The organism is Frankia sp. Cppng1_Ct_nod, from assembly GCF_920656135.1.
In the GTDB taxonomy this organism is placed as follows: Bacteria; Actinomycetota; Actinomycetes; order Frankiales; family Frankiaceae; genus Protofrankia; species Protofrankia meridionalis.
Genome location: NZ_CAKKTK010000044.1, coordinates 18293 through 38962, shown reverse-complemented (window position 1 = coordinate 38962; position 20670 = coordinate 18293). Strand labels below are relative to the sequence as shown.

Genomic DNA, 20670 nt, shown 5'->3' with positions numbered 1-20670 from the left:
GCAACGGCGCTCCGGACCAGTCGACACGGGCCATGCGTCCGCCCCCCACTACGGTCGGGTACGCCGGCCTGGCGGTACACGGGACACCGTCAGACCTACATCCGCCGGTAGAGGGTTGACGGTGGGGTCTCGTAGATCATCATAAGCAAACAGGTACCTGCCACACAGGGATGAATCGGGGCTATCGGACCAAACCGACACCCCAGGCGAAAGGCGCCTGACGGATGTAGGTCAGAAGAGGAGAACCGGTTTAACGACACTGCCAGCCGTGGAATCCTCGACCGCTCTGTTGATCTCGTCGAACGCGTAGGTCCGGACCAGCCGGTCAATGGGAAATCGGCCGGCGAGGTACAGGTCCACGAGATAGGGGATGAACAGGGCCGGAACGCTGTCGCCCTCGAGCACGCCGCGAACGGAGCGCCCCATCAGCTGGTTGAGGTCGAACGCGACGTCCCTGCCCGCCGCCGCGGAACCGGCGATGGCGGCCACACCGCCCGCCGCCAGGACGGCGACGGCCGAGTGGGCGGTGCTCGAGAGCCCGACCGCGTCGACGCTGACGTCGACTCCGCCGCCGGACACCTCCAGCACCTCGCCGACGACGTCAGCCGCGTCCCCGCCTCCGCCGCCCGCGTCGATTGTGTGGGTCGCGCCGAGATCGCGCGCCAGCTCCAGCCGGTCAGTGTTGAGATCCACCGCGATGATCGACGCGCAGCCGGCCAGCCCTGCCGCGATGACCGCCGCCAGCCCCACCGCGCCGAGCCCGAACACGGCGATACTCGAGCCGGGCTGCGGTTTGAGTGCGTTGAGAACCGTGCCGGCGCCGGCCTGGAGACTGCATCCGAAAGGGCCGAGCATCTCCAGAGGCGCGTCCGGTCGCACCGCTATCGCCGACCGCGCGGGAACGACCGCGTACGCGGCGAACGAGGACTGGCCGAAGAAGTGCCCGTTGATCTCGGCGCCGTCGATGTCGCGGAATGCGGTCGATCCGTCGGGCCGCCGGCCGCGAAGGTTCAGCGGTCCCCACCCGACACAGGTCATCGGGTGGGCGTTGAGGCAGGTGCGGCAGCGCCCGCAACTGCGCGGCGCCAAGACGACGTGGTCACCGGGCGCGAGATCGGAGACCGACGATCCAACCTCCTCCACCACTCCACTGCCCTCATGGCCGAGCACGACCGGCGGCGCGGGCGGAAGGACCTGGTCGCGCACGAGGAGGTCGGTGTGGCAGACGCCCGTCGCCACCATCCGAACCAGCACCTCGTCCGGGCGATGTTCGCCTAGAGATACCACCTCGAGCGCGAAATCGGCGCCTTTTTCGCGAAGGACGGCGGCTTTCGTGAACATTATTCAGCCCGGCCCTCTCATCTTCCCATGGGTGACGCCACGCCCGCCGTACTGGCCGTCCAGTCGGGCACCGTCGACAAAGCTATCCGGGTCACGGACCCCCGAACAACCCCTACAAAACTGTCAGGGCCACCGCGTCAGGGTTTTCCTGGGTGATTGTCCCCGGATACCTCGTGTTGGCGAACTCAACAGGGGTGATTCTGGGGTTGCGAATCCTCGACACCGATCACATCGCACGTAGGGGGGCCGCGTAGGGTCGTGTAGGGGTTGTCAGCGGGAGCGCGCCACTCGACAGTTCGATCGCGGTCGCAGGATCGCGCCGCGCCGCCGACTCCGTCATCCGAGGATGTTCACGATGCATATGTCGACCGCGGTCTCGCCCGGTGGAATCAGCCAGGAGGCCGACGTACGTGCGCCCATCAGGCGCCTGACGAGGCTTCTCGACCCCGACTCCCTGACAGTTCTCAATCGTGAGAGTCTCCGTGGTCAAAACCTCGAAGGCGTGCTGACCGCGGCCGGACTCGTCGACGGCGCGCCGGCGGTCGCATTCTGCACCGATGCCACCGCGATGGGCGGTTCCCTGGATTTCGCCGGCGCATGCGACATCGTGGCGGCGATCGGTATGGCCGAGCGCCGCCGCTGCCCGGTCATCGGAGTCTGGCACTCGGGCGGCGCCCGGCTCACCGACGGGTTGCGCTCCCTCGACGGCGCTGGCCGGATGTTCGCCGCCATGACCCGGGTCTCCGGCGTGATCCCGCAGATCTCGGTCGTGCTCGGACCGGCGGCCGGCGCCGCCGCATACGGCCCGGCCCTGACCGACCTGGTCGTCATGTCGGACACCGGCCGGATGTTCGTGACCGGCCCTGATGTCGTGCGCAGCGTGACCGGCGAGTCCATCGACCAGGCGGGGCTCGGCGGCCCCGAGGCCCACGAGCGCAGGTCCGGCGTGGTCCACGTCACCTGCGACACCGACCAGGACGCGCTCGCATACGGACGGCAACTCGCGGTCCTGCTCGCCCGGCCGGGCTCCTTTCACCCGGACACCGAATCGTCGAACGCCGAACCGTCGCGCACCGATCCGCGCTCGCTGCTGCCCCAGTCACGGCGCCGTGCCTACGACGTACGCCCCCTTGTGCGGACGCTCATGGACGACGACGCCTCGTTCGTCGAACTCCAGCCACGCTGGGCCCCCAACATCATCGTTGGTCTCGGCCGGCTCGGTCGACGGGTGGTTGGGGTCATCGCCAACAACCCCCTTCGCAAGGGCGGCTGTCTGGACTCGTTGTCCGCCGAGAAAGGTGCCCGCTTCGTACGGATGTGTGACTCGCTGGGCGTACCGATGATCGTTGTGGTCGACACGCCGGGCTATCTGCCCGGCGTCGCTCAGGAATGGAACGGCGTGGTGAGACGGGGCGCCAAGCTCCTGCATGCCTTCGCCGAGTCCGTCGTTCCGCGTGTGACCCTGATCACCCGTAAGGCATACGGCGGCGCCTTCATCGCGATGAACTCCCGCGCGCTCGGCGCGAACGCGGTCTTCGCCTGGCCCGAGGCCGAGATCGCTGTGATGGGCGCCGAGGCGGCCGTCGGCGTGCTGTACCGGAAGGAGCTCGCGGTGCTGCCCGAGCACGAACGTGAGCGTGCCCGCGCCGATCTCGCCGAACGTCATCGACGGTCAGAAGGAGGCGTCGACCGGGCGGTTGAGTCCGGAGTCGTCGACGAGGTCGTCGCGCCGCGCGACACCCGACGCCGGCTGGTCGAGGCGCTGGCGGCCGCGCCCGGCACCCGCGGTCGCCACTCGAACATCCCGCTGTGACAAGGGCGGAAACAGTCGGCTCCGGACGACGGACCCTCTCAACGTATTCGATGAACACGAAAAGGAGAGCGGAAACTCATGACCCCCAGCACCGACGACTGGCTTCGGCGCATTCGACCGGCCTCGAACGCGACCCATCGCCTGGTCTGTTTTCCGCACGCCGGCGGGTCGGCGAGCTTCTTCCGCTGGATCTTCCAAATGCTGCCCACGACGACCGAGGTGCTGGGGGTGCAGTATCCCGGGCGTCAGGATCGTAGGTCAGAGCCACTGATCCCGACTATCTCCGGGCTCGCCGACCAGGTACATGAGGTCCTGGGCTCGCGGCTTGACCGGCCGACGGCGTTCTTCGGGCACAGCATGGGCGCCGTCGTCGCGTTCGAGGTGGCTCGCCGGCTCACCGCCAGTGGACCCGGGAGGCGGGGCGGTCCTGGCCACGGGGGCGCCCCGGCGGTGCTGTTCGTCTCCGGGTGCCAGGCGCCGCCGGGAGGACGACGTGCACCGACGCTACGATGACGGCGTCTTGGCGGAACTGGCAAGGGTGCAGTTCCGCTCCAGTGACGTAATCGAGGTTTGATCACGCTGCTGTGTCGAGCGGTGCGAGCTTGCTGTAATGGTTGCGTTGCTGCTCCTGGTCGAGGTGGTACGCCCAGTAGGCGTCGAAGTCGCCGTTGGTGACGACGGCGCGGAGCAGGAGGAGGGACTCGGCGCCTTCGAGTCCCCATCGCGCGCCGGTGATGTCGAAACGGTCTTTGATCATAAATCTGCAGGTGCCTTCCACGACGCCGGTCGCGATGGGCCAGCCGTTGGCGAGCGCCGTGCCGTAGCCGAGGTAGGGGGCCTTGGCCTTCAGGTAGGCGGCGACGGTGTCGGCGCCCCTGCGTTCCTGGGCGTTGTAGTGGTTGTTGGTCGCGCGGCGGCCGATCCCGGCCGCGACCGCGGGCGCCTTGCCGCGCAGGATCTGGCGCAGCTGGGTGCGGACCCACGTCTCGGCGTGGGGGTCGCCGGTCTCGAAGAACGACCAGGCGGCCGTCCAGACGTACTCGGTGACGTGGACGAAGTCCACGAGGACGTGGACGGTGACCCGGCGGCGGGCGGCCTCGGCCTGGATCGCGTCGATCTGGGTGTTGTTGCCGTCGACGAGCACGACCCAGGTCCGCTGGTGGTGGGGGTCGCGCCGCTCGGCCTCGTCGAAGCCGGCGGCGATGACCGTGGCGATGTCGTCGACGACGGAGGCGGTCAGCCACTTCCCGGTCGCCTTCGGCCCCCTGGCCCTGGCAGGGCCGCCGGCCTGGGCGTTCACGCGGCCGGGCAGCGGCAGGACGTCGTCGACGGCGCGGGGCGCGGGTGTGGCGTCGTGCACGACGGCGATCTCCGCCATCCGCTTACGGTTGCTCTTCTCGCCGGGCGAGAGCCGGGTCGACAGCCGGTTCCTCCTCGCCTGGGCGGCCTTCGCGGTCGCGGGGCGTAACCCCTCGGGGCGCATCATGATGCCCTTCCCGTCGAACTGCAGGACCAGGATCCGGCCGGCGCTGGCGACCTCGAGCCTCGGCTGGGCGTAGAACGCCGCGACGTCGGTGGCCGCGGAGCGGGCCAGCTCGACGGCCTGCCGCTTGCCGATCTTCTGGCCGGTCGCGCGCTCGACGGCGGCGACCGCGTCGTCGAACGAGCCGCGGGTGGCCTCGGCGGTGACCTCGCGGCGCAGCGTGTGCGAGTGGGCCCCGGTGGGGAGGTTGAGCTCCAGGTCGGCCAGGTGCAGGTTCGCCGCGTTCGGTGCCCGGTAGGCCATCCTCTGGATCCTGACCGGCCCGAACCGGGAGATCAGCTTGCGGCTGTGGTCCTTCTCGACCCGGGTGCGCGCGGCGCCGTCCGCGCCGACCGGCGCGGCCTCGGCCCGCCGCTCCCGCTGTGCCCGCACGTCCAGGAAGGCCTGGAGCATCGCCAGCAGCAGTTCCCGGCCGCCGGCGTTGACCAGGTCCTCGACCGAGTCGACCGTCGACCCCTGCGCGCAGTCGCTCAGCAGCTCCGCCTCGAGCGCGAAATACCGCTCCCGTGCCGCGGCGAACGCCCCCGCGGCCACTGGTTCCGCCTGCTCCTCGTACGCTGGCACCTGGGCTCCTTCTTGTTGCACGTCCATGGCTTAGGCACCACGGAACGTAGCGAGAAGGAGCCCTTCTATTGATCAATACTGTCACAGCGCACGAAGCTCGTCAGCCCAACGATCTCACTTCAAGGGAACTGCACCCAACTGGCAAGGCTGTCCGGCACAGAAGCGTCGCTGCTCGCCGACCCCGAAATGCGCGAGCTCATCCTGCCGGTGCTGCGTAACGACTACCGGGCCATCGAAAGCTACCACCACGATCCTCGGGCGGCGGGGTGCGCGCCTGTGCTGAGCTGCCCGATCGTCGTCATCATCGATGACAGTGACCCGCAGACCGACGTCGCCGACACCCAAGCGTGGTGCACCCACACAACCGGACGGTTCGAGCTCATCACCTTCAGCGGCGGACATTTCTTCATCAACGATCACACGGCGGCGGTCACGGCGCTGGTCGCCGATCGGATGGCCACAGCGGCAAGTTTGAAGGTGCCGCGGTAGGAGGCGACCGTGCGCGGGCTGGCGCCGTATTGGGTCATGAGCCGGTCTGTGAAGAATGCCCGTAGGACAGGCGCGAGCGCCATCATGAGACAACCCCAGCCCCTCCGACTACTACCTGACCGGCCGGATGCGCTGCCCCCAATGCGGCAAAGCCCTCCTCGGTACCCGCGCCACCGGCCGCAACCACACCTACCGCTATTACACCTGCTTCACCCGCAACCGCTACAACCGCGACCAGTGCGACGCCCCCCGCCTCGACGCCGACGCCGTCGACACCGCCGTCCTCACCGCCCTCACCAGCTTCTACCGAGACCACCAGCACCTCATCGCCAACGCCGTCACCGCCGCCCAGCGCCGCCACCGCAACGCCCGCGCCGACCGCACCGACGAACTCACCGCCATCGAAACCGAACTCACCCAAACCGACCAGGCCATCGACCGCTACCTGGGCGCCTTCGAGCGCGGTACCCTCGACGAAGAGATCCTCGCCGCCCGGCTCGAAGCCCTGCGCACCAAGCAGAAACAGCTCCGCCACCGGCAAGCCGAACTCGCCGACGAGATCGACGACGAACCGGTCATGCCGGCCCGGTCCGCCCTCCGCGCAGTCGTCCAGCACATCGAGACGATCATCGAGTCGGGCGACGACCTCCGACGCAAGGCCCTCGTCGAAGCCCTCGTCGCCGAAGTCAAGATCCTCGGACCCGACCGGCTCGTACCGATCTTCAAAGTCCCCAGACCCGACACTTCCGGGGGCACCGCCAACGTAGAGACTGGAGACACAGACCGACCCAAGCCAACCCGACCAGCCACGAAAAACGCCCCCCACAGGGCCGCCGCAGCCGTCCTACCAGCCACAACGCCCCCGAAGGGAGCGGTTCGCGCAATGCCTACATTGGTGGGGCGGGTGGGACTCGAACCCACGACCGACGGATTATGAGTGCAGTACTCGCCCGCCGGACCGTGGCACGCCGGGCGGCCCGATCGGCTTGACATTCCCCCACGATCGCGGCATAAGTATCCGGGTAGGACTCCCGCCGGCCGAGATAACGCTGTAACGACCGCCTACTGCTTCTACTCGGCCAAGGCGTGTTCCACGCAGATCGCCGAGCCAACTGCCGGTAACACGCCTGCCGCCAGGCATGCTCCGCACCGGATCCAGCGGCGTCCGCCGGTTTCCGCGGTGGACGCACAGCGCGGTCTGGTCGTACATCCGCCCGGGCCGCCCCGGACCACGGCATCCGGCTCTGCCCGTCACTGATAGTCGTGGTTTTCCCAGTGTTCTGGCGTTTCTTCCCAGACACGAACGCCCGCCGGCCGGGCCTACCGGCGGCCGACGGACCTGCACCTCGGTGCCGTCGATGCGTAGCCGCACGCCTTCCGCAGCGGCGTAGGCGAACACGTCCGCCAACGTGCTCCACACCATAGAACTGCGCAAGCACGGCGTGGGGCAACGGGAAAGGCAGCACGACCAGGGTGGCCAGCAGCCGGTCGGTGAACACCGGCCAGTGGCGGCCTCCAGCACCGGGAGCACGACGCACTGTCCACCACGCCGATCACGCAGTGGAGTTCGGCCGACCGTGGTTGAGTCACACCAGCACCATCAGAGATCATCACTGCCCAGAGCCAGATCTTCGCAAGATCCGCCGATCTCCGACGTCACCCGCGCCAGCACACGCTCTTCCCATCAAGGCAGATGAAGCACACCACCCAAGGTCAACAAGCCGCTCGAAGTGTCCCGAACGTCTTCCCTTCCTTGCTGTGCCTCGCCGGGGGCACGCGTGGATCCCTATGTTCGCCGTGCTTTGCACGGCTTCCCGTGAGCTTCGATGTCTGCCCGGGGGCCGAGCCCCCGGAACCCCCACGGTCCGTGACCACCCAGGGCGTCGGCGGTCTCGACATCCAACGTGATCTGCGCAGTCGCCCGCTTCGCCACCTTGTCATATTGGATCTTCAAACGGAGTGCGTCGAGCAACCGCCGCGCAGTGGCCTGGGGCAGATCGGCAACGTCCAACCGGCCCAACGGCACCCGCCCCAACAGCCCAAGATCGGGGGCTGCGGCCGCTACCGCTGCGGCCTGGGCGTCCAGCTCCTCCAGCGCCTCCTGGGCAGCCCGCCGCTGGACGTCCAACTCGGCGATGCGCTGCTGCACATGAGAGAGCACCGCCCCGGTGGGGTCGTCCTGGGTTTCCAACGTGGTGAGCAGCCGCCGCTGCCGGGTGGCGATATCGGCCAGGGTGCGCGCAAGCGCGGCCCGGCGAGAGACCCGGTCATCCTGCGCAGCCACCGCCGCATGGTCGATCTCATCGGTCAGCAACGGGATCCGGTCCGGGCCGAGAAGCCGGGTGTTGAGAAAGTCGTTGATCCCGGCGATCAGGTGCCGTTCCGCCAGCAGAATCCCACCCGGATGATCCGGGTACCGCTCGGCGAAATCAGCATGGTTCCGGGGAGCCTCGCAGGCGTAGTACAGCAGCGCGTGCGGCTGACTCCGCGCCGCCCGCGACTTCCCGATCATCCTCCGCCCGCACAGCGCGTGAGTCAGGGTGTCGCGGATGTGGCTCTCCGGGCGGGCGTTGGGCGTCCAGATCAGGATCGGGGTGATGACCCCGGTGTTGGTGGCGAGCGGATCGAATCCGTTCTTCTCAGCCGTTCTGGCCGACGCCGGACGACCGCAGGTATCGAGCACGGGTCTCGAACAGCGTGTCGTTCGTTCGTTCCACGCGCCAGAACCGCCAGTCGCCTGGGTTGGGTGCCCCAGTGGCGGCCTTGGCCGCAGCGCTCGGCGATCGGTGGATCTCGCCGGAGGCCGTGCGGATCCGGCCATCGGCTGTCAGGGCCGCTTGGAATAGCCGGCCGCCGCGGCGCCCGACGAGCCGGTCGTCGGCGCGCAGTAGGCCAGCGTCGATCAGGTCTGCCAGGGTCGCGTTGTAGCGCTGTCGCCGTGGGCGTGCCTCGTCGCCATCGCCGGCAACATCGTTCTTGCCGTCGTCTCTGCCGCCCACGGCGACGGACGGCCTGGCACCGGGCGGCCGTGGCAAGCCGAGCGCATCCGGCGACCAGATCCGCTCCGCCATCGCCCGATACAGCTGGCCGCGGGCATTGACTACCGCTTCCGGCGGGGAATCGACATCGTAGGGACGGAACAGGTCGGTCAGCCCTTGCTCAGCGGCGAATGTGTTGAAGCGTTTGTGGCCCCGGCTCCGGTAGGTGTCCGGGTGCAGCGAGCCGGCCAACGCGTTGGACCGTTGATATGATGACAGTTTGTGTTCCAGTGGCAGGCCACCGACGCTGGCGTTGTCCGCCCCGTCCAGTAACACCAGACCGCCGAGCCGCGACCGGATGCGCTCGAACTCCGTGTCGGACGTCGCCTGCGCCAGGTAGGTGGCGGCGCCGCTTTTTTTGGTAAACAAGTGCTCGATCTCGAACGGTCGTTGGCCTTCCGTGACCGCCAGCAGATGGTCCACGGTCTCGCTCTGGCCGGTTCCCTTCGCCAGCCACGCAGTGAGCCGGGCGAGGAAGTACAGCACGAACGGCCGGTTCCCGCCGGGCCGGTACCGCAGTTCGGGGACCTCGGCGAGGTGGACGTACCAGCCGGCCGCCTCCTCGCCGAGCACACGGCTCAGCTCGTGGGCGGTGCGGGTCATCCGCACCCGGCCAAGCAGCCCCGACACCAGATCGTCGAGCTCACCCGGGCCGTAGGGTAGCTGCCTGACCCCGCGGGTGACGACGAACAGGTCCAGGAAGCGGGCTACCAGCTCGCCTTTACGCAGCACGGAAGCGACCGATTCGTCTGGCTCGGCGGCGGCCAGCGCAAGATCAAACTGTCGCGGTATCCGAAGGTGGGCGTTGTACCAGATCGCCTCCTGGTCCGCGCGGAGACGGCTCGTCGCTGCCAGCATCGCCAGATAGGGCCGGGAAAGCGGCTCGAAGACTTCGGTGAGAAGCCTGACCCGCCCGTCCCTTTTCCGGTACTGGCCAATACTTTCGGCATTTTCGTCGAGCCATTCGTGCGGGGCGCTTTCCAGCAGCTGGCTCGTGTCGATGATCGGCGTGACGTACTTGGCGCGCAAAACCGCGCGAACGAACTCCAGTGGCGCGTCCCGGTCCGGGCCGTGTAACTCATCGACCATACGCTGCCACTGCAGGTCGAGCTGGTACGGATCACCGGGCGCTTCGGCAAGCAGGTAGTTCTTCAGCAGGTCGAGCGGGGCGAGATGCTTGCCGCGGTCATTCATCGCGGAGAACATCTCCTTGCCGCGGGCGGCGTCGCCGGCGTCAAGTTCGACGAGCGAGACCCGGTCGAGGAGCCAGCGGGCGAAGTACGGAAGCGCATCCTCCTTCAGCAGTTCCGGCCAGCGGGTAAGCAGATGCTCTGCGGCCTCGTGCAGCCGCCGTACGTCGGCAGGCACACCGTCGCTGGTGAAGGGCCGGTTGTTGACCAGCTGGTCGAAGAACTCCGTGTACCGGTCCACACGGACGGCGAAGTGCTGGCCGCCGCGGTCCTCGCCGCGCATGAGCGAACGAACGTCCACGTGCAGGTGCGCCGCGTCGTGCCGGTTCTCGGTCAGGGTGCCCAGCCGGATCAACAACAGCAGCAGCGTGATGATCCGCTGCTGTCCATCGGCAAGATAGATTCGACCGTTCTGACGATAGATAATGATAGAGCCTAGAAAATAGGGGTCGTAGGTAGCTGTTCAGCTCGGGTCATCGGGGATGGCTGGTCGTTCGCTGGATCTTGTGTGGCGGTCGTCCTGACACCTGGCTGATCGTGGGCTGTGATCGTTAGGTTCGTCGTGTGGACTCCAGCGGCCGCCCGAGCTACGAGGAGCTCGCGTGTCTGGTCGTGGAGCAGGCGGCCGCGATCGCGGAGCGCGACGCGCTGATCGAGCGGTTGACCGCGCGGGTCGAGGAACTGGAACGCCAGGCTGGTAAGGACAGCCGGACGTCGTCGCGTCCGCCGTCGTCGGATGATCCGTACACGAAGGCGCCGAAGCGGTCGTCGCGGACGTCGTCGGGCCGGCCACGTGGGAAGCAGCCCGGTGAGCCGGGGCAGACGCGCAGCATGGTCGCGGACCCGGACGAGGTGATCACACTCGACCCGGCGTCGTGTGGGGAGTGCGGCGGGTCGCTGGCCGGCGCGCCGGTGTTCGGGGTCCGTCGCCAGCAGGTGTTCGACGTGCCGCCCCCGCCGCCGCGGCCCCGGGTGAGGGAGTACCGGTTCGTGGCGCGGGTCTGTCCGTGCTGGCCGCGCTGGTGGGCGCGGTGGTTTCGACGGGCTGGGTCGCTTCGCTGCGGGGCCGGGCGGCCCGGCTGCTCGAGACCGGGTTCCTGCCGCACGTACGCGCCCTGGTCGCCGCGGCGCCGGTCGCGCACGCGGACGAGACCACCGCCCGCGCCGACGGAGCTCTGCGTTACCTGCATGTGGCGTGCACCGACTATCTGACCGTGATGCACGGCGGGGACCGCACGGCGGGGACCGCACGGCGGCCACGATCGACGCCGGCGGGGTCTGGCCGGCGTTCACCGGCGTGCTGGTACGCGACGGCTATGGCGGCTACGCGCATCTGACCGGTGCGCTGCACGCCTGGTGCGGAGCACACCTGCTCCGCGACCTGCGCTCGGTCCACGAGGGTGACCCGGCCGGCCAGGTCTGGGCCGACGCGCTGGCCACGACTCTGCTCGACGCGCACCACGCCGCGGGCGCCGCCCGCCGCGCCGGGCAGGCCACGCTCGCCCCGAAGGTGCTCGGCGAGATCCTTAACCACTACCTCGGCGCGCTCGCCCGCGGCGAGACCGACAACCACGGCAGGCGCAGCCCGCTGGCCGCCGACGCCAGGACGCTGATCCGCCGGTTCCGCCGCTACGAGGACATGATCCTGCGGTTCGCGACCGACCTGACGGTCCCGTTCTCGAACAATCTCGCGGAGCGAGACGTCCGACCGGTCAAGATACAACAGAAAGTGTCCGGTGGCTGTTGGCGCACGCTCCAGGGCCTGGCCGACTTCGCCGTCGTGCAATCCTACCTGTCGACCGCCACGAAATGGGGCCTCGACACCCTCGACGCGCTCACCCAACTGTTCACCACCGGCGCCTGGCTCCCACCCGCAGCACAACCCGGCTGACGACCCCGCCTCACCTGGCCGTCCGCGGACCACGACCACCGGTCCCGCCAACGGCCGCTCCTACCTGCGCAAACGCAGGAAGCGAGCCCATCACCCGAGCTGAACAGCTACCCGGCATCGGGTAGCAAGCAAGGAGGTCGAGGGTCAGGGCGCCGGAGGTGAACAGTCGTTTGGGCGTCTCGATGGCGAGCGCCTTCTCGTCGTCGAGGATCTCCAATGAGCGTTCTTCGAGGGGGACGGGTTCGACGCCGGGGTTGTTCCGCAGCCAGTTGGCGATCCTGTCGAGGAGTTGGTGTTCGTCCGGCCGGGTGGCGATCGCGGCGGCTGCTTCGAGTGCTTGCGGCCAGACTCGCCGGGCCGGTGCCGCCCGCACCCGACGGGGCTTTGTCACCTTACCCACCCAGAGTGGCAAGGGCGGTTTCGTCCGATCGTCCCACCCAGAGCGCGCCTTTGGCAGCACGACGGCTTCCGCTTCAGCGAGTCCGGCCAGGACGGCGGCGAGCCGGGTCCGTGCTGTCGGATCGCCGACGAGCGTTGGGTCGGCGGCGGCGTGCCGTAGCAGGCCGTCGACCGGGACGCGGCTTGTCGGATGGTCCGCGACGTAGGCGGCGATGATGTCACCCAGCGTCGTGGTCATCTCGATGCCTCCGTCTGAGGTTGGTTCCCCTCACCGCTGGACGATTCGTCGTGCGCAACGCGGACGCCGGTGATGAGTCGCTGGTCGGTGTCGATGTCGTCCGGGACGATGTAGCGGCGGTTTCGGGTGCGGCCAGGGCGGTTGTCCAGCCGGATGACGTTGGGAAATCGGGATACGGCATCGGGGTCTTTCACCCCAGTGGTGTACACGAGCTGGACTTTGTGTGCGGCGGCGACAGATCTCTGGAGACCGACGAGGCTGCCGTGTGAGGCGCGGCCGATCGGGTTGTCGAGCAGCAGGACACCGCCCGAGCGATCCCGGCGCCCGGCGTTCACCGCGCGCAGCGCCGCGATGGTGCAATAGAGCGCGACACAGACGGTCAGTTTCTCTCCGCCGGACCATTTGCCGAGCCGGGTGATGTCCTCGGTGGTGGGGACGAGGTCCAGGGCGGGCTTGAGGACTTTGACGGTGAAGCCTCGGGTTCCGGCTGCCTCGTGGACGGCATCCTTGAGCAGCGGCGGTCCTTCCGGTTTGACGCCGTCGGCGATGCGTCGCTCCACGACGCGGTTGACGTAGGTGCGGAGGTCCGCGTCGCTGGCGGGTGTTTCGAAGGAGATTCTGAGCATCTGTTTCCCGGCCCAGCCTCCGGTCTTCGTCGCCACTCGCGAGTACCGTTCGGCCTTGCGCAAGGTGTCGAAGGTGTTCGAGACGAGGCGGGCGAGGGAGTCGGTCACAATCGCCTGGTCCTTGGCGATGTCGGCGAGTTCACCACTGATCATCTCCGCGCGCAGTCTTAGCTGCTTCGCCAGGGTTCCCCGCGTGCCGCGCCAGCACCTCTTCGTTGTCGTGGAGGACGCGGTCCTTCGCGGGTGTGGCGACTCCCGGGTACCTGCTTCCTGTTGTCCGCAGGTCGCCGACCGCGTTCGCGCGGGAGACCGCCGCGTCGCTCGCGCGTTTCTCCGCGACACGCAGAGCTTGCATGACCGTCTGTTTGCGGGTCTTGGCCTCGTCGTCGGTTCCGCCGAACGGCGCGATGACCCGGTCGGCCGGGTCGGGAAGGCCGTCGGCGAGCAACTCGAACGCCGTGGCCCGACTCCGGTATTCGCCTTGCGCGCTCTCAAGGTCACGGAGTTTGCCCTCTGCGGTTGTCCGCCTTTCGACGCACGCTTGGCCGATCTCGTCATGTTCAGATGCCAGAGCGTCGGCCTGCTCCGCTGTGGTTGGCTCAATCGGCAACGCGCGCTTGGGCGGATCGGTGCGTCGCGCCCGAATTCTGGTGAGCGTCGCGCTATGTCGTTCGATATCACCGGAGGCGCGGCCCTTCCGGCCGACCGCCTCCTCCTTCGTCTCTCGGGCGGCGGCCAGTGCCGCCGCCCGGGCCGGCTTGGTCTGACCCTCCGCGGTGGTGAGCAGGACAGCGGCATGTTGCAGCGTTTCGGCGGTGACTGCGGCGAGGACCTGTGACTCGGTCGCCAAAGCCGTGGTGAAATTGCGTTCCCGCTCCGCGAGCACCGACTGGGAAGCTTGGACCTGCCAGGTACGGGCAGCCTCCTGACGCCGGGCGCGTAGGACGTCGAGGGACACCGCCGGATCATCGGGAAGGTTCGGCTCGGAGTCGAGGAACGTCAGGCCGGCGGCCTCGCTTCGGTACGCGCTGGCGGCCTCGCCTTCGGAATCGCTGAGCTTGCTCTGCTCGGTGGCGTAGTCGAGAGCACGGTTCGCCTCCTCCGTGAGGTGCTCGGCCCGGTGGTGGGCGTCCTTCGACCGCGACTCGGCGTCGGCGAGTTCGTGACGCCATTGCGCGGCTGCCCCCATCTTCTGGATCAGGCCGGACAGGCGGGCGCGGGACGTCTCGATGTGGGAGATCTGTCGCTGTGTCCGCTGCTCGGTCGCCGTGTCCTCGGCCTCCGCCTCGTCGAGTGCGGCGAGGTCCGTGCGAGCTTGTTCGAGTGCTGCTGCGATACCGAGGAGGGTGTTGTCGAGGTCGTCGATGCGGCCGGTAAGGCTGTCGAGGTGCCCGGTGGGGCAGTCGGCGAGTAGCTGGGTGAGCTCGCCGAGCAGCGCCCGGTCGGCTTCACGCGCTTCGGTCAGGCGGGACTGCTGGTCGTCGTACGTCTCGGCGCGGGCGGCGACCTGGCGAACGTCGCCCTCGGCCCAGGCCAGGTCCACCAAGCCGCGATGCAGTCCAGTCCACACCGGGCCAGTGCCGTCGGGGCCAGTCCATCTGGAGCCGACGATCGCGGTGGCGTCCTGAGCGGTGTAAACGCCGACGAGCGCTGTGGTTGCCGTGTCGACGCCGGTCAGCGCGGTTGCGGCGGCATCGGCCTGGGCGGTGGGGATGACGAGTCCGACGCCGAGGCGCGCGAGTTCCGGATCCGTGACTGTCTCCAGGATGCGCGTGCCGGGCACCAGCGTACGCAGGTGTGCCCAGCCGGTTTCGGCCAAGATGCCGTGTTCGGCCAGAACAGCTTGGACACGCTCGGCGTCGAGGGTGGTGGGTAGCAGCCCGGTGCGTGCGTGTACGTCGAGGATGCGCTGGTCGTCGATGCGCTCGGCCTCCAGCCGGACGAGCGCCACATCGGTATCGACGATCGCGTCCGACAACCGGCGGGTCAGGGTGTCCGCCTCTGCCCAGAGGTCCACGGGGGCGTCGCCGGTGGCCTCGGTGAGATCCTGTACGCGTTCGCGTGCGACGAGCTTGGAAGCACGTTCGACAAGAGCGGCACGTTCCTCCGCGAGCCGGGTGCGCTCCGCGTCGAGTCGGACCTGCTCGCCTGTCAGCGTGGTGAGCGTGCCGGTCAATCCGCGTCGCGCCGCCGGGCGTTGTTCACGACGGCCCTGGACCTCTTCAAGGATGCTCGTGAGCGTGGTGTGCTGTTCGGCGAGAACGGCGTCATGCTCGACAGGGTCGGTCTGCTCGTTCGGAAGCACGCCGTCGCAGACAGCCGCGTGTAGGTCCGTGGCCAGCGACTCCAGCCGAGCCGTCGCGGTCGCCGCGTCCTTGTCCGCTGCCTGGGCCTGCTGGCCGGCTTCCTTCGCCGCGGCGCGGTGGGCCTCGACGTCTGCCTTCGCCGCCCTGGCGGCTTCAGCAGCCGTTCCGGCTTTGGCCTCGTGGCTCTCGGCCAGCGTGCGCAGTCGGGTTTGCAGGCGAGCGCTGTGCTCGTCGTGCTCGCGCCGCAATGGTGCGGTGCGCTCGCGTTCCTCGCCGGCCTCTCGCCGGGTGCGCTCCAGCGCGTCCTCCAGCTCCTTCTTCTCTGCGAGATGTCCGGCTGCCTCCCATGCTTTGATGAGTCCGGCGGCGTCCCTGATGTCGTCGTCGGCCCTCCTGTGTTGATCCTCCGCAGCGCGCAGTCGCATCTGGGCGGCGCGTTCCTCGTACAGGTAGACGAGCTCGTACGCGGCGCCACCCTCGGTCACCGCCGCGGCGCGGCGCTTCTCAATGCCGTCGCGCCGTCCGGCGAGCGCCTCGATCCTCGTGTTCGCTTCGGAGACGGTCGCGGCGAAAGCGGCGGACAGCTTGGCCGCCTCGTCGACGGTCTGCCGGAGGGCGATCTCCGATGCGTCGACCTCCTGCTGGCAGACGTGAATGCGGTCCAGGCCCGTCGCCGAGTCGAGGCAGAAGTCGCGCTCGGCGGTCTTGGCTGGCTTGGTCGCGAGCAGCGACGCAATCGAGGCCAGGCGATCAGCGACGCCGATCGCATCTTCCGGTGCAACCGTGAGATCGATGAGCAGGTCGATGAACTCGCGGGCTGACGAAAATCGGAACATGTCTTCCACGCCGCCCTCGACGTGGTTCATCTGTTTCTGCGTGCGAAACAGTGCTGGGTCGAGGCCCCGGCTCGCCAGCGCGGCCGTCCACTCATGTTGCTTCTCGGAGATGACCAGATCCATGGCCTGCGGGTAGATCGCCGCGAATTCCTTCAAGGCGGCGACGTAGCCCGCCCGGTGGCACGGCTCACCGGTGGCGTCAAGGATGGGAAGGCATTGCAGGTCGAGCACGCCCGGCACCGCATAGAACGCGTAGAAGGTGGTGTCGAGCCGGTCGCGGGCCCGGTCGGCGTCGGCGGGACGGCGCAGGTCGGACCACTCATAGACCACGCCGGTGATGAGGATGCGGTCCGGTGAGCCGTCCAGTGTGCCCGAGGCAGCCGGATGCCACGCCGCAACGGTGTGCGCGGTATCGCCGCTGTCGACGTAGTCGGTGAGGCTGCGTTTCACCGTACGCCCCATGAAGTCGGTCGCTCGTGGCAGAAGCAGCGCGTAGAACAGCGACAGCAATGCTGACTTTCCCTCGGATGCCCGCGCCGGCCTGGGGATGACCGGGCGGGTCCCGGGCCCGGTGACGATCTGGCGGGTGCTCGCCGTCGACGGCAAGACGATGTGTGCGCCGGCGATCGCCTCGAGCAGGGCCTCGTTGTCGAGGTTGGTGGTCTGCCACTCGGTCTGGTCGGCCCACTGGAGCATGAGTTCTGGGACGCGTGAGGGTGGTGCGGGCTGCCAGGACGCGCCGGTGACGATGTTGCTGGAGGTCTTGTACTGGCCGTGGTCGTGGGCCAGGTGGTCCATCAGCACCGCGTACAGGTCCAGGTCACGACCGGGTCCGGGCCGTGTTGATCACGGCCATCAGGCCGGGCAGGGGGGTGTCCTCGTACCGGCTTACGGCGCGGGCCTCGAGTACCCCGGAACGGACGGTCACCTCGACCGTGTCTCCGGGGCCGATGCCCAGAGCGCGCAGCTCGGCTGGGCTGATCGTGATGCCCGGCGAGTTCGGCATCCCGCGCGGCGAGGGCCGACGACGAACGCGGGCTGGAGCACGACACCGTCGCCCGACAATGGGCTGGCGGAGACGATCTGGTCGCGTATCTGCTTCTTGAAAGCGGGTGTGCTGGCCGACGCCGCCGTCGACGAGAGCGCCTGGACCGACGCTCGGGACATGCGCGGCGCCCAACAGCAGCTACCCGGACCGGACTTCCACCGGCAAGCGACGACGAGCTTACGAAAGGTGGATCAGCCGCCGGGCAATCGTGGAGCTGTTCACCGAACGGGGCTACGGGGTCGTCGCCGTGCACCCCGACACGGCCGGCCTCGCCGAACTCGAGACCATCAAGAACGTCGTGACGCTCGAAGGCGACGTTTCCACCGAGAAGACGAACGTCGAGGCGGTGCGGTGCACGCCGGCTACCAGGCAGTGCGCCACCCCACGACAGAACACCGCAGCTGGGCGTTCGACGCCTCCGTCTGCCGACCCCGGCCCTCGACGCGGGGCCGCCATGCCATTCCCCGGAGATCTTTTCAACTTTATCGGTTGACTTGCTCGGAATTTGCTCCGAGCATGTCCCCCGTGTTCCGATCGACGCGCGTGACCACCCATCGGCTGGCGCTGTTCGCCGTCGCCTCGCACTGCGTTGCCGACATCAGCTGTCGCCGCGTCGCCCGCTGAGAGCCCCAGTTCTGCGGCGCCACGGCGCCTGTTTCGCCATGCCTGTCTCCCTGTGGAGGTCGCTTCGTGCCATCGACCGTCGGCATCGACCGGCTCGGGCTGCTGCCAAAGAAACTCGACGTGGCCGCCGAGTTCGACACCCGCTTCAACTCCATCGCCCAGGAGGCCAAGTGACGACGCGTAGCTATCCGGGACACGGTGCGACCGTCGGCCGCACGGTCCGCGAATCCAGCCCGTGGTGGCGGCAGGCTGCGCGCGCACCCGAGGGGGCACCCAACATCGTCATCGTCCTCCTGGACGACATGGGCTTCAGCGACATCGGGCCGTTCGGCGCCGAGATCGAGACACCGCACCTGGACGGGCTGGCCGACCGCGGGCTCCGTTTCACCAACTACCACACCAACCCGCTCTGCTCCCCCTCCCGGGCCTCCCTGCTGACCGGGCTGAACCCGCACCGCGCCGGCTACGGCTTCGTGGCCAACGCCGACCCCGGATTCCCCGGATTCGTCTTCGAGATCGGCGATGACGTACCCACGCTGGCCGAGTCGCTACGGGCCGGCGGGTACGCGACGTACGCGGTCGGCAAATGGCATCTCACCAAGGACGCCACGATGAACGACGGCGCGCCCCGGTCCTCCTGGCCGCTGCAGCGCGGCTTCGACCGCTTCTACGGGATCCTGGAGGGCCTGACCAGCCTGCACTTCCCGCACCAACTCGTACGCGACAACTCCCCGGTCCACGTCGACTGGTACCCCGAGGGCTACTACCTGACCGACGACCTCACCGACGAGGCGATCGGCCTGGTCAAGGGGCTGCGCGCCAACTCGGACCGGCCCTTCTTCCTCTACCTCGCGCACCCGGCGGTGCATGGACCGCTGCAGGCCAAGGCCGGGGACATCGCCAAGTACCGGGGTCGCTACGACCAGGGCTGGGACGCGGTACGCGAGGACCGTTTCGCCCGCCAGCTCGCAGGCGGCCTGTTCACGCCGGGAACGAAACTGCCGCCGCGCAACAGCGAGCCGTTCCACGACGTCGAGGCCTGGGACTCCCTGTCGGCCGGGGACCGGGAGCTGTTCGCCCGGTTCCAGGAGGTCTATGCGGGGATGGTGGACAACGTCGACCAGAACCTCGGCAGGCTGCTGTCCACCATCGAGGCGCTCGGCGAACTGGACAACACCATCGTCATCTTCACCTCCGACAACGGCGGCACCGGCGAGGGCGGCGGGCGCGGCACCCGAAGCTACTTCAAGAACTTCGCCCGCAACGCCAACATGCCCGCCGAATGGTTCCGGGACGTGCCGCGCGACCTGGACACGTTGGGCGGGCCACAGAGCTCGATCCACTATCCGCGCGGCTGGGGCATGGCCTCCAACACCCCGTTCCGGCTGTACAAGACCAACACCCACGCCGGTGGTGTCCGGGTGCCCTTCATCATCTCCTGGCCGCGCGGCCTCGGGGAATATGCGAGCCAGATCAGGACGCAGTACCAGTACGTCACCGACGTCTATCCCACCCTGCTGGAGCTGACCGGGGTGACCCGGCCCGCGACCCGGGGCGGACAACCGGCCAAGGATCTCGACGGCGTCAGCTTTGCCGATCCGCTGAGGAGTCCGGAGGCCGCGAGCACCCACCACGAGCAGTACGCCGAAATGGTCGGCAACCGGTCGTACTACCGGGGTGGCTGGAAGCTCGTGACGCTGCACCGGTTCGGCCGCCCGCACGACGAGGACCCGTGGGAGCTGTACGACATCCGGGTCGACCCGACCGAGACGGAGGACCTCGCCGCCGACCACCCGGAGCTGGTCAAGGAGCTGGCCGAGGCGTGGGAGCGGGCCGCCTGGGAGAACCAGGTGTTCCCGCTGGATGACGGCACCGGCTACCTGTGGACCGCCCGCCCGGAGTCCGAGAATGCGTTCGTCCGGCCGGTCACGCTGCTGGCCGGGACACCGCACCTGGAGCGGTACCGCTCGTCACTGCTCATCGCGTTCCGCTCGTTCAAGGTCGAGGTGCGGCTCGATCAGGCCGACGGCGACCAGGGCGTGCTGGTGGCGCATGGCGACCAGGGCGGCGGCTACAACCTCTACGTCGAGGACGGCCGGCTGTTCTTCGCCTACAACGAGTACGGGCTGCTCACCGAGGTGGACGCCGGGCCGCTCCAGCCCGGCCGCCGGGAGGTGACGCTGCGCGCCACGGCGATCCCGGACTTCCGGTGGAATTTCGAGGTCCTGGTGGACGGCGTCGCCGCGGGCAGGCTCGACAACGCGCTGATGCTGATCGGGATGGCCCCCGCGCAGGGCATCGACGTCGGGATCGACCGTCGTTCGCCGGTGTCCTGGCCGCTCTACCAAAGGCAGGGGTTCTTCCCGTACACCGGGGACCTGACATCGGTCATCTATCGTCCCGGCGAGCCGGCCGACTACGAACCGAAGAAGGTCCTCGCCGCGCTACGTGCCGCAGCCGCAGCCTATGAATAGCCCACCTACAAATAGCCCGCGCACGAGTAAGCCCGCGCACGAGCCTCCTTCGCCCGGCCCGCCGGAGCTGCGCGGGTCGGGCGAACAATCCCGGCGCTCTACGAAGCGGTGTCCCGGACCGGGAGACCGGCGGCGGCCCACGCATGGAATCCGCCGATGACATCGGTAGCCTGACGCAGGCCGAGGTCGTGCAGGGACGCTGCGGCGAGGCTGGACGTGTAGCCCTCCGAGCACACGATGATGATCTGCA

Annotated in this window: 14 protein-coding genes and 3 pseudogenes; 8 read left to right on the top strand and 9 right to left on the bottom strand. The window is 68.6% G+C overall.

Annotation, left to right across the window (positions count from 1 at the left end):
• Window positions 1-231 precede the first annotated feature (231 nt).
• Window positions 232-1341 (bottom strand): NAD(P)-dependent alcohol dehydrogenase, encoded by a 1110-nt coding sequence (locus tag NBW77_RS13810; protein ID WP_131747650.1) that lies wholly within the window; start codon window positions 1339-1341, stop codon window positions 232-234.
• A gap of 361 nt (window positions 1342-1702) precedes the next feature.
• Between NBW77_RS13810 and NBW77_RS13805 the strand changes: the two genes are divergently transcribed.
• Together NBW77_RS13805 and NBW77_RS13800 are read left to right on the top strand one after the other, a co-directional pair.
• Window positions 1703-3154 carry a carboxyl transferase domain-containing protein gene (locus NBW77_RS13805; RefSeq protein WP_131747671.1) on the top strand — a complete coding sequence of 484 codons (1452 nt, stop codon included), beginning with the start codon at window positions 1703-1705 and terminating at the stop codon, window positions 3152-3154.
• Between the two features lie 78 nt (window positions 3155-3232).
• Window positions 3233-3667, top strand: a complete 435-nt coding sequence (locus tag NBW77_RS13800) for a thioesterase II family protein (RefSeq protein WP_250279849.1) — start codon at window positions 3233-3235, stop codon at window positions 3665-3667.
• Between the two features lie 61 nt (window positions 3668-3728).
• Here the strand turns inward: NBW77_RS13800 and NBW77_RS13795 are convergent, their stop codons facing one another.
• Window positions 3729-5288, bottom strand: coding sequence for an ISKra4 family transposase (locus tag NBW77_RS13795; RefSeq protein ID WP_502799483.1), 1560 nt, complete (start codon window positions 5286-5288; stop codon window positions 3729-3731).
• A 48-nt stretch (window positions 5289-5336) separates the two neighbouring features.
• On the opposite strand from NBW77_RS13795, the gene NBW77_RS13790 reads away from it, so the two are divergent.
• Both NBW77_RS13790 and NBW77_RS13785 read left to right on the top strand, forming a co-directional pair.
• A complete protein-coding gene (locus tag NBW77_RS13790) occupies window positions 5337-5750 on the top strand; it encodes a thioesterase II family protein (RefSeq protein ID WP_131747651.1) in 414 nt (137 codons plus the stop codon).
• A gap of 115 nt (window positions 5751-5865) precedes the next feature.
• Window positions 5866-6687, top strand: a complete 822-nt coding sequence (locus NBW77_RS13785) for a recombinase zinc ribbon domain-containing protein (RefSeq protein WP_284346928.1) — start codon at window positions 5866-5868, stop codon at window positions 6685-6687.
• Window positions 6688-7536: 849 nt separating this feature from the next.
• Here the strand turns inward: NBW77_RS13785 and NBW77_RS13780 are convergent.
• The 3 genes and pseudogenes from NBW77_RS13780 to NBW77_RS22080 form a co-directional block, all read right to left on the bottom strand.
• Window positions 7537-8433, bottom strand: coding sequence for a hypothetical protein (locus tag NBW77_RS13780; RefSeq protein WP_131747653.1), 897 nt, complete (start codon window positions 8431-8433; stop codon window positions 7537-7539).
• On the bottom strand, window positions 8390-8821 hold the full coding sequence (locus tag NBW77_RS22085; protein ID WP_284346927.1) for a restriction system modified-DNA reader domain-containing protein: 432 nt from the start codon (window positions 8819-8821) through the stop codon (window positions 8390-8392). The genes NBW77_RS13780 and NBW77_RS22085 overlap by 44 nt, the downstream gene beginning before the upstream one ends.
• Window positions 8822-9937: 1116 nt before the next feature.
• A pseudogene (locus tag NBW77_RS22080) lies at window positions 9938-10417 on the bottom strand (GmrSD restriction endonuclease domain-containing protein); the annotation flags it as partial.
• Window positions 10418-10584: 167 nt separating this feature from the next.
• On the opposite strand from NBW77_RS22080, the pseudogene NBW77_RS22845 reads away from it, so the two are divergent.
• Together NBW77_RS22845 and NBW77_RS13770 are read left to right on the top strand one after the other, a co-directional pair.
• Window positions 10585-10989 (top strand): annotated as a pseudogene (locus NBW77_RS22845) (DUF6444 domain-containing protein); the annotation flags it as partial.
• Between the two features lie 8 nt (window positions 10990-10997).
• Window positions 10998-11869 (top strand): annotated as a pseudogene (locus NBW77_RS13770) (IS66 family transposase); the annotation flags it as partial.
• A gap of 10 nt (window positions 11870-11879) precedes the next feature.
• On the opposite strand, the gene NBW77_RS13765 reads toward NBW77_RS13770, so the two are convergent.
• From NBW77_RS13765 to NBW77_RS22455, 4 genes are read right to left on the bottom strand one after another with little or no spacing between them, the layout of a single operon-like run.
• A complete protein-coding gene (locus NBW77_RS13765) occupies window positions 11880-12506 on the bottom strand; it encodes a hypothetical protein (RefSeq protein WP_131747655.1) in 627 nt (208 codons plus the stop codon).
• Window positions 12503-13285 carry a hypothetical protein gene (locus tag NBW77_RS13760; protein WP_131747656.1) on the bottom strand — a complete coding sequence of 261 codons (783 nt, stop codon included), beginning with the start codon at window positions 13283-13285 and terminating at the stop codon, window positions 12503-12505. The genes NBW77_RS13765 and NBW77_RS13760 overlap by 4 nt, the downstream gene beginning before the upstream one ends.
• Window positions 13272-17078 (bottom strand): hypothetical protein, encoded by a 3807-nt coding sequence (locus tag NBW77_RS13755; RefSeq protein WP_131747657.1) that lies wholly within the window; start codon window positions 17076-17078, stop codon window positions 13272-13274. The genes NBW77_RS13760 and NBW77_RS13755 overlap by 14 nt, the downstream gene beginning before the upstream one ends.
• A gap of 16 nt (window positions 17079-17094) precedes the next feature.
• Complete coding sequence (locus NBW77_RS22455; protein ID WP_131747658.1) at window positions 17095-17280, bottom strand: AbrB/MazE/SpoVT family DNA-binding domain-containing protein; 186 nt, start codon at window positions 17278-17280, stop codon at window positions 17095-17097.
• A 250-nt stretch (window positions 17281-17530) separates the two neighbouring features.
• On the opposite strand from NBW77_RS22455, the gene NBW77_RS13745 reads away from it, so the two are divergent.
• Together NBW77_RS13745 and NBW77_RS13740 are read left to right on the top strand one after the other, a co-directional pair.
• Entirely contained in the window at window positions 17531-17815 is a 285-nt protein-coding gene (locus tag NBW77_RS13745) for a hypothetical protein (protein ID WP_242605971.1), read from the top strand.
• A 301-nt stretch (window positions 17816-18116) separates the two neighbouring features.
• Window positions 18117-20420, top strand: a complete 2304-nt coding sequence (locus tag NBW77_RS13740) for an arylsulfatase (protein ID WP_242605972.1) — start codon at window positions 18117-18119, stop codon at window positions 20418-20420.
• Window positions 20421-20670: the final 250 nt, after the last annotated feature.

Bases quoted from the DNA above. Each gene is read 5' to 3' on its own strand.
- NBW77_RS13810 (WP_131747650.1), bottom strand. From the start codon at position 1,341: ATGTTCACGAAAGCCGCCGTCCTTCGCGAAAAAGGCGCCGATTTCGCG.
- NBW77_RS13805 (WP_131747671.1), top strand. From the start codon at position 1,703: ATGTCGACCGCGGTCTCGCCCGGTGGAATCAGCCAGGAGGCCGACGTA.
- NBW77_RS13800 (WP_250279849.1), top strand. From the start codon at position 3,233: ATGACCCCCAGCACCGACGACTGGCTTCGGCGCATTCGACCGGCCTCG.
- NBW77_RS13795 (WP_502799483.1), bottom strand. From the start codon at position 5,288: ATGGACGTGCAACAAGAAGGAGCCCAGGTGCCAGCGTACGAGGAGCAG.
- NBW77_RS22085 (WP_284346927.1), bottom strand. From the start codon at position 8,821: ATGGCGGAGCGGATCTGGTCGCCGGATGCGCTCGGCTTGCCACGGCCG.
- NBW77_RS13765 (WP_131747655.1), bottom strand. From the start codon at position 12,506: ATGACCACGACGCTGGGTGACATCATCGCCGCCTACGTCGCGGACCAT.
- NBW77_RS13760 (WP_131747656.1), bottom strand. From the start codon at position 13,285: ATGATCAGTGGTGAACTCGCCGACATCGCCAAGGACCAGGCGATTGTG.
- NBW77_RS22455 (WP_131747658.1), bottom strand. From the start codon at position 17,280: ATGCCGAACTCGCCGGGCATCACGATCAGCCCAGCCGAGCTGCGCGCT.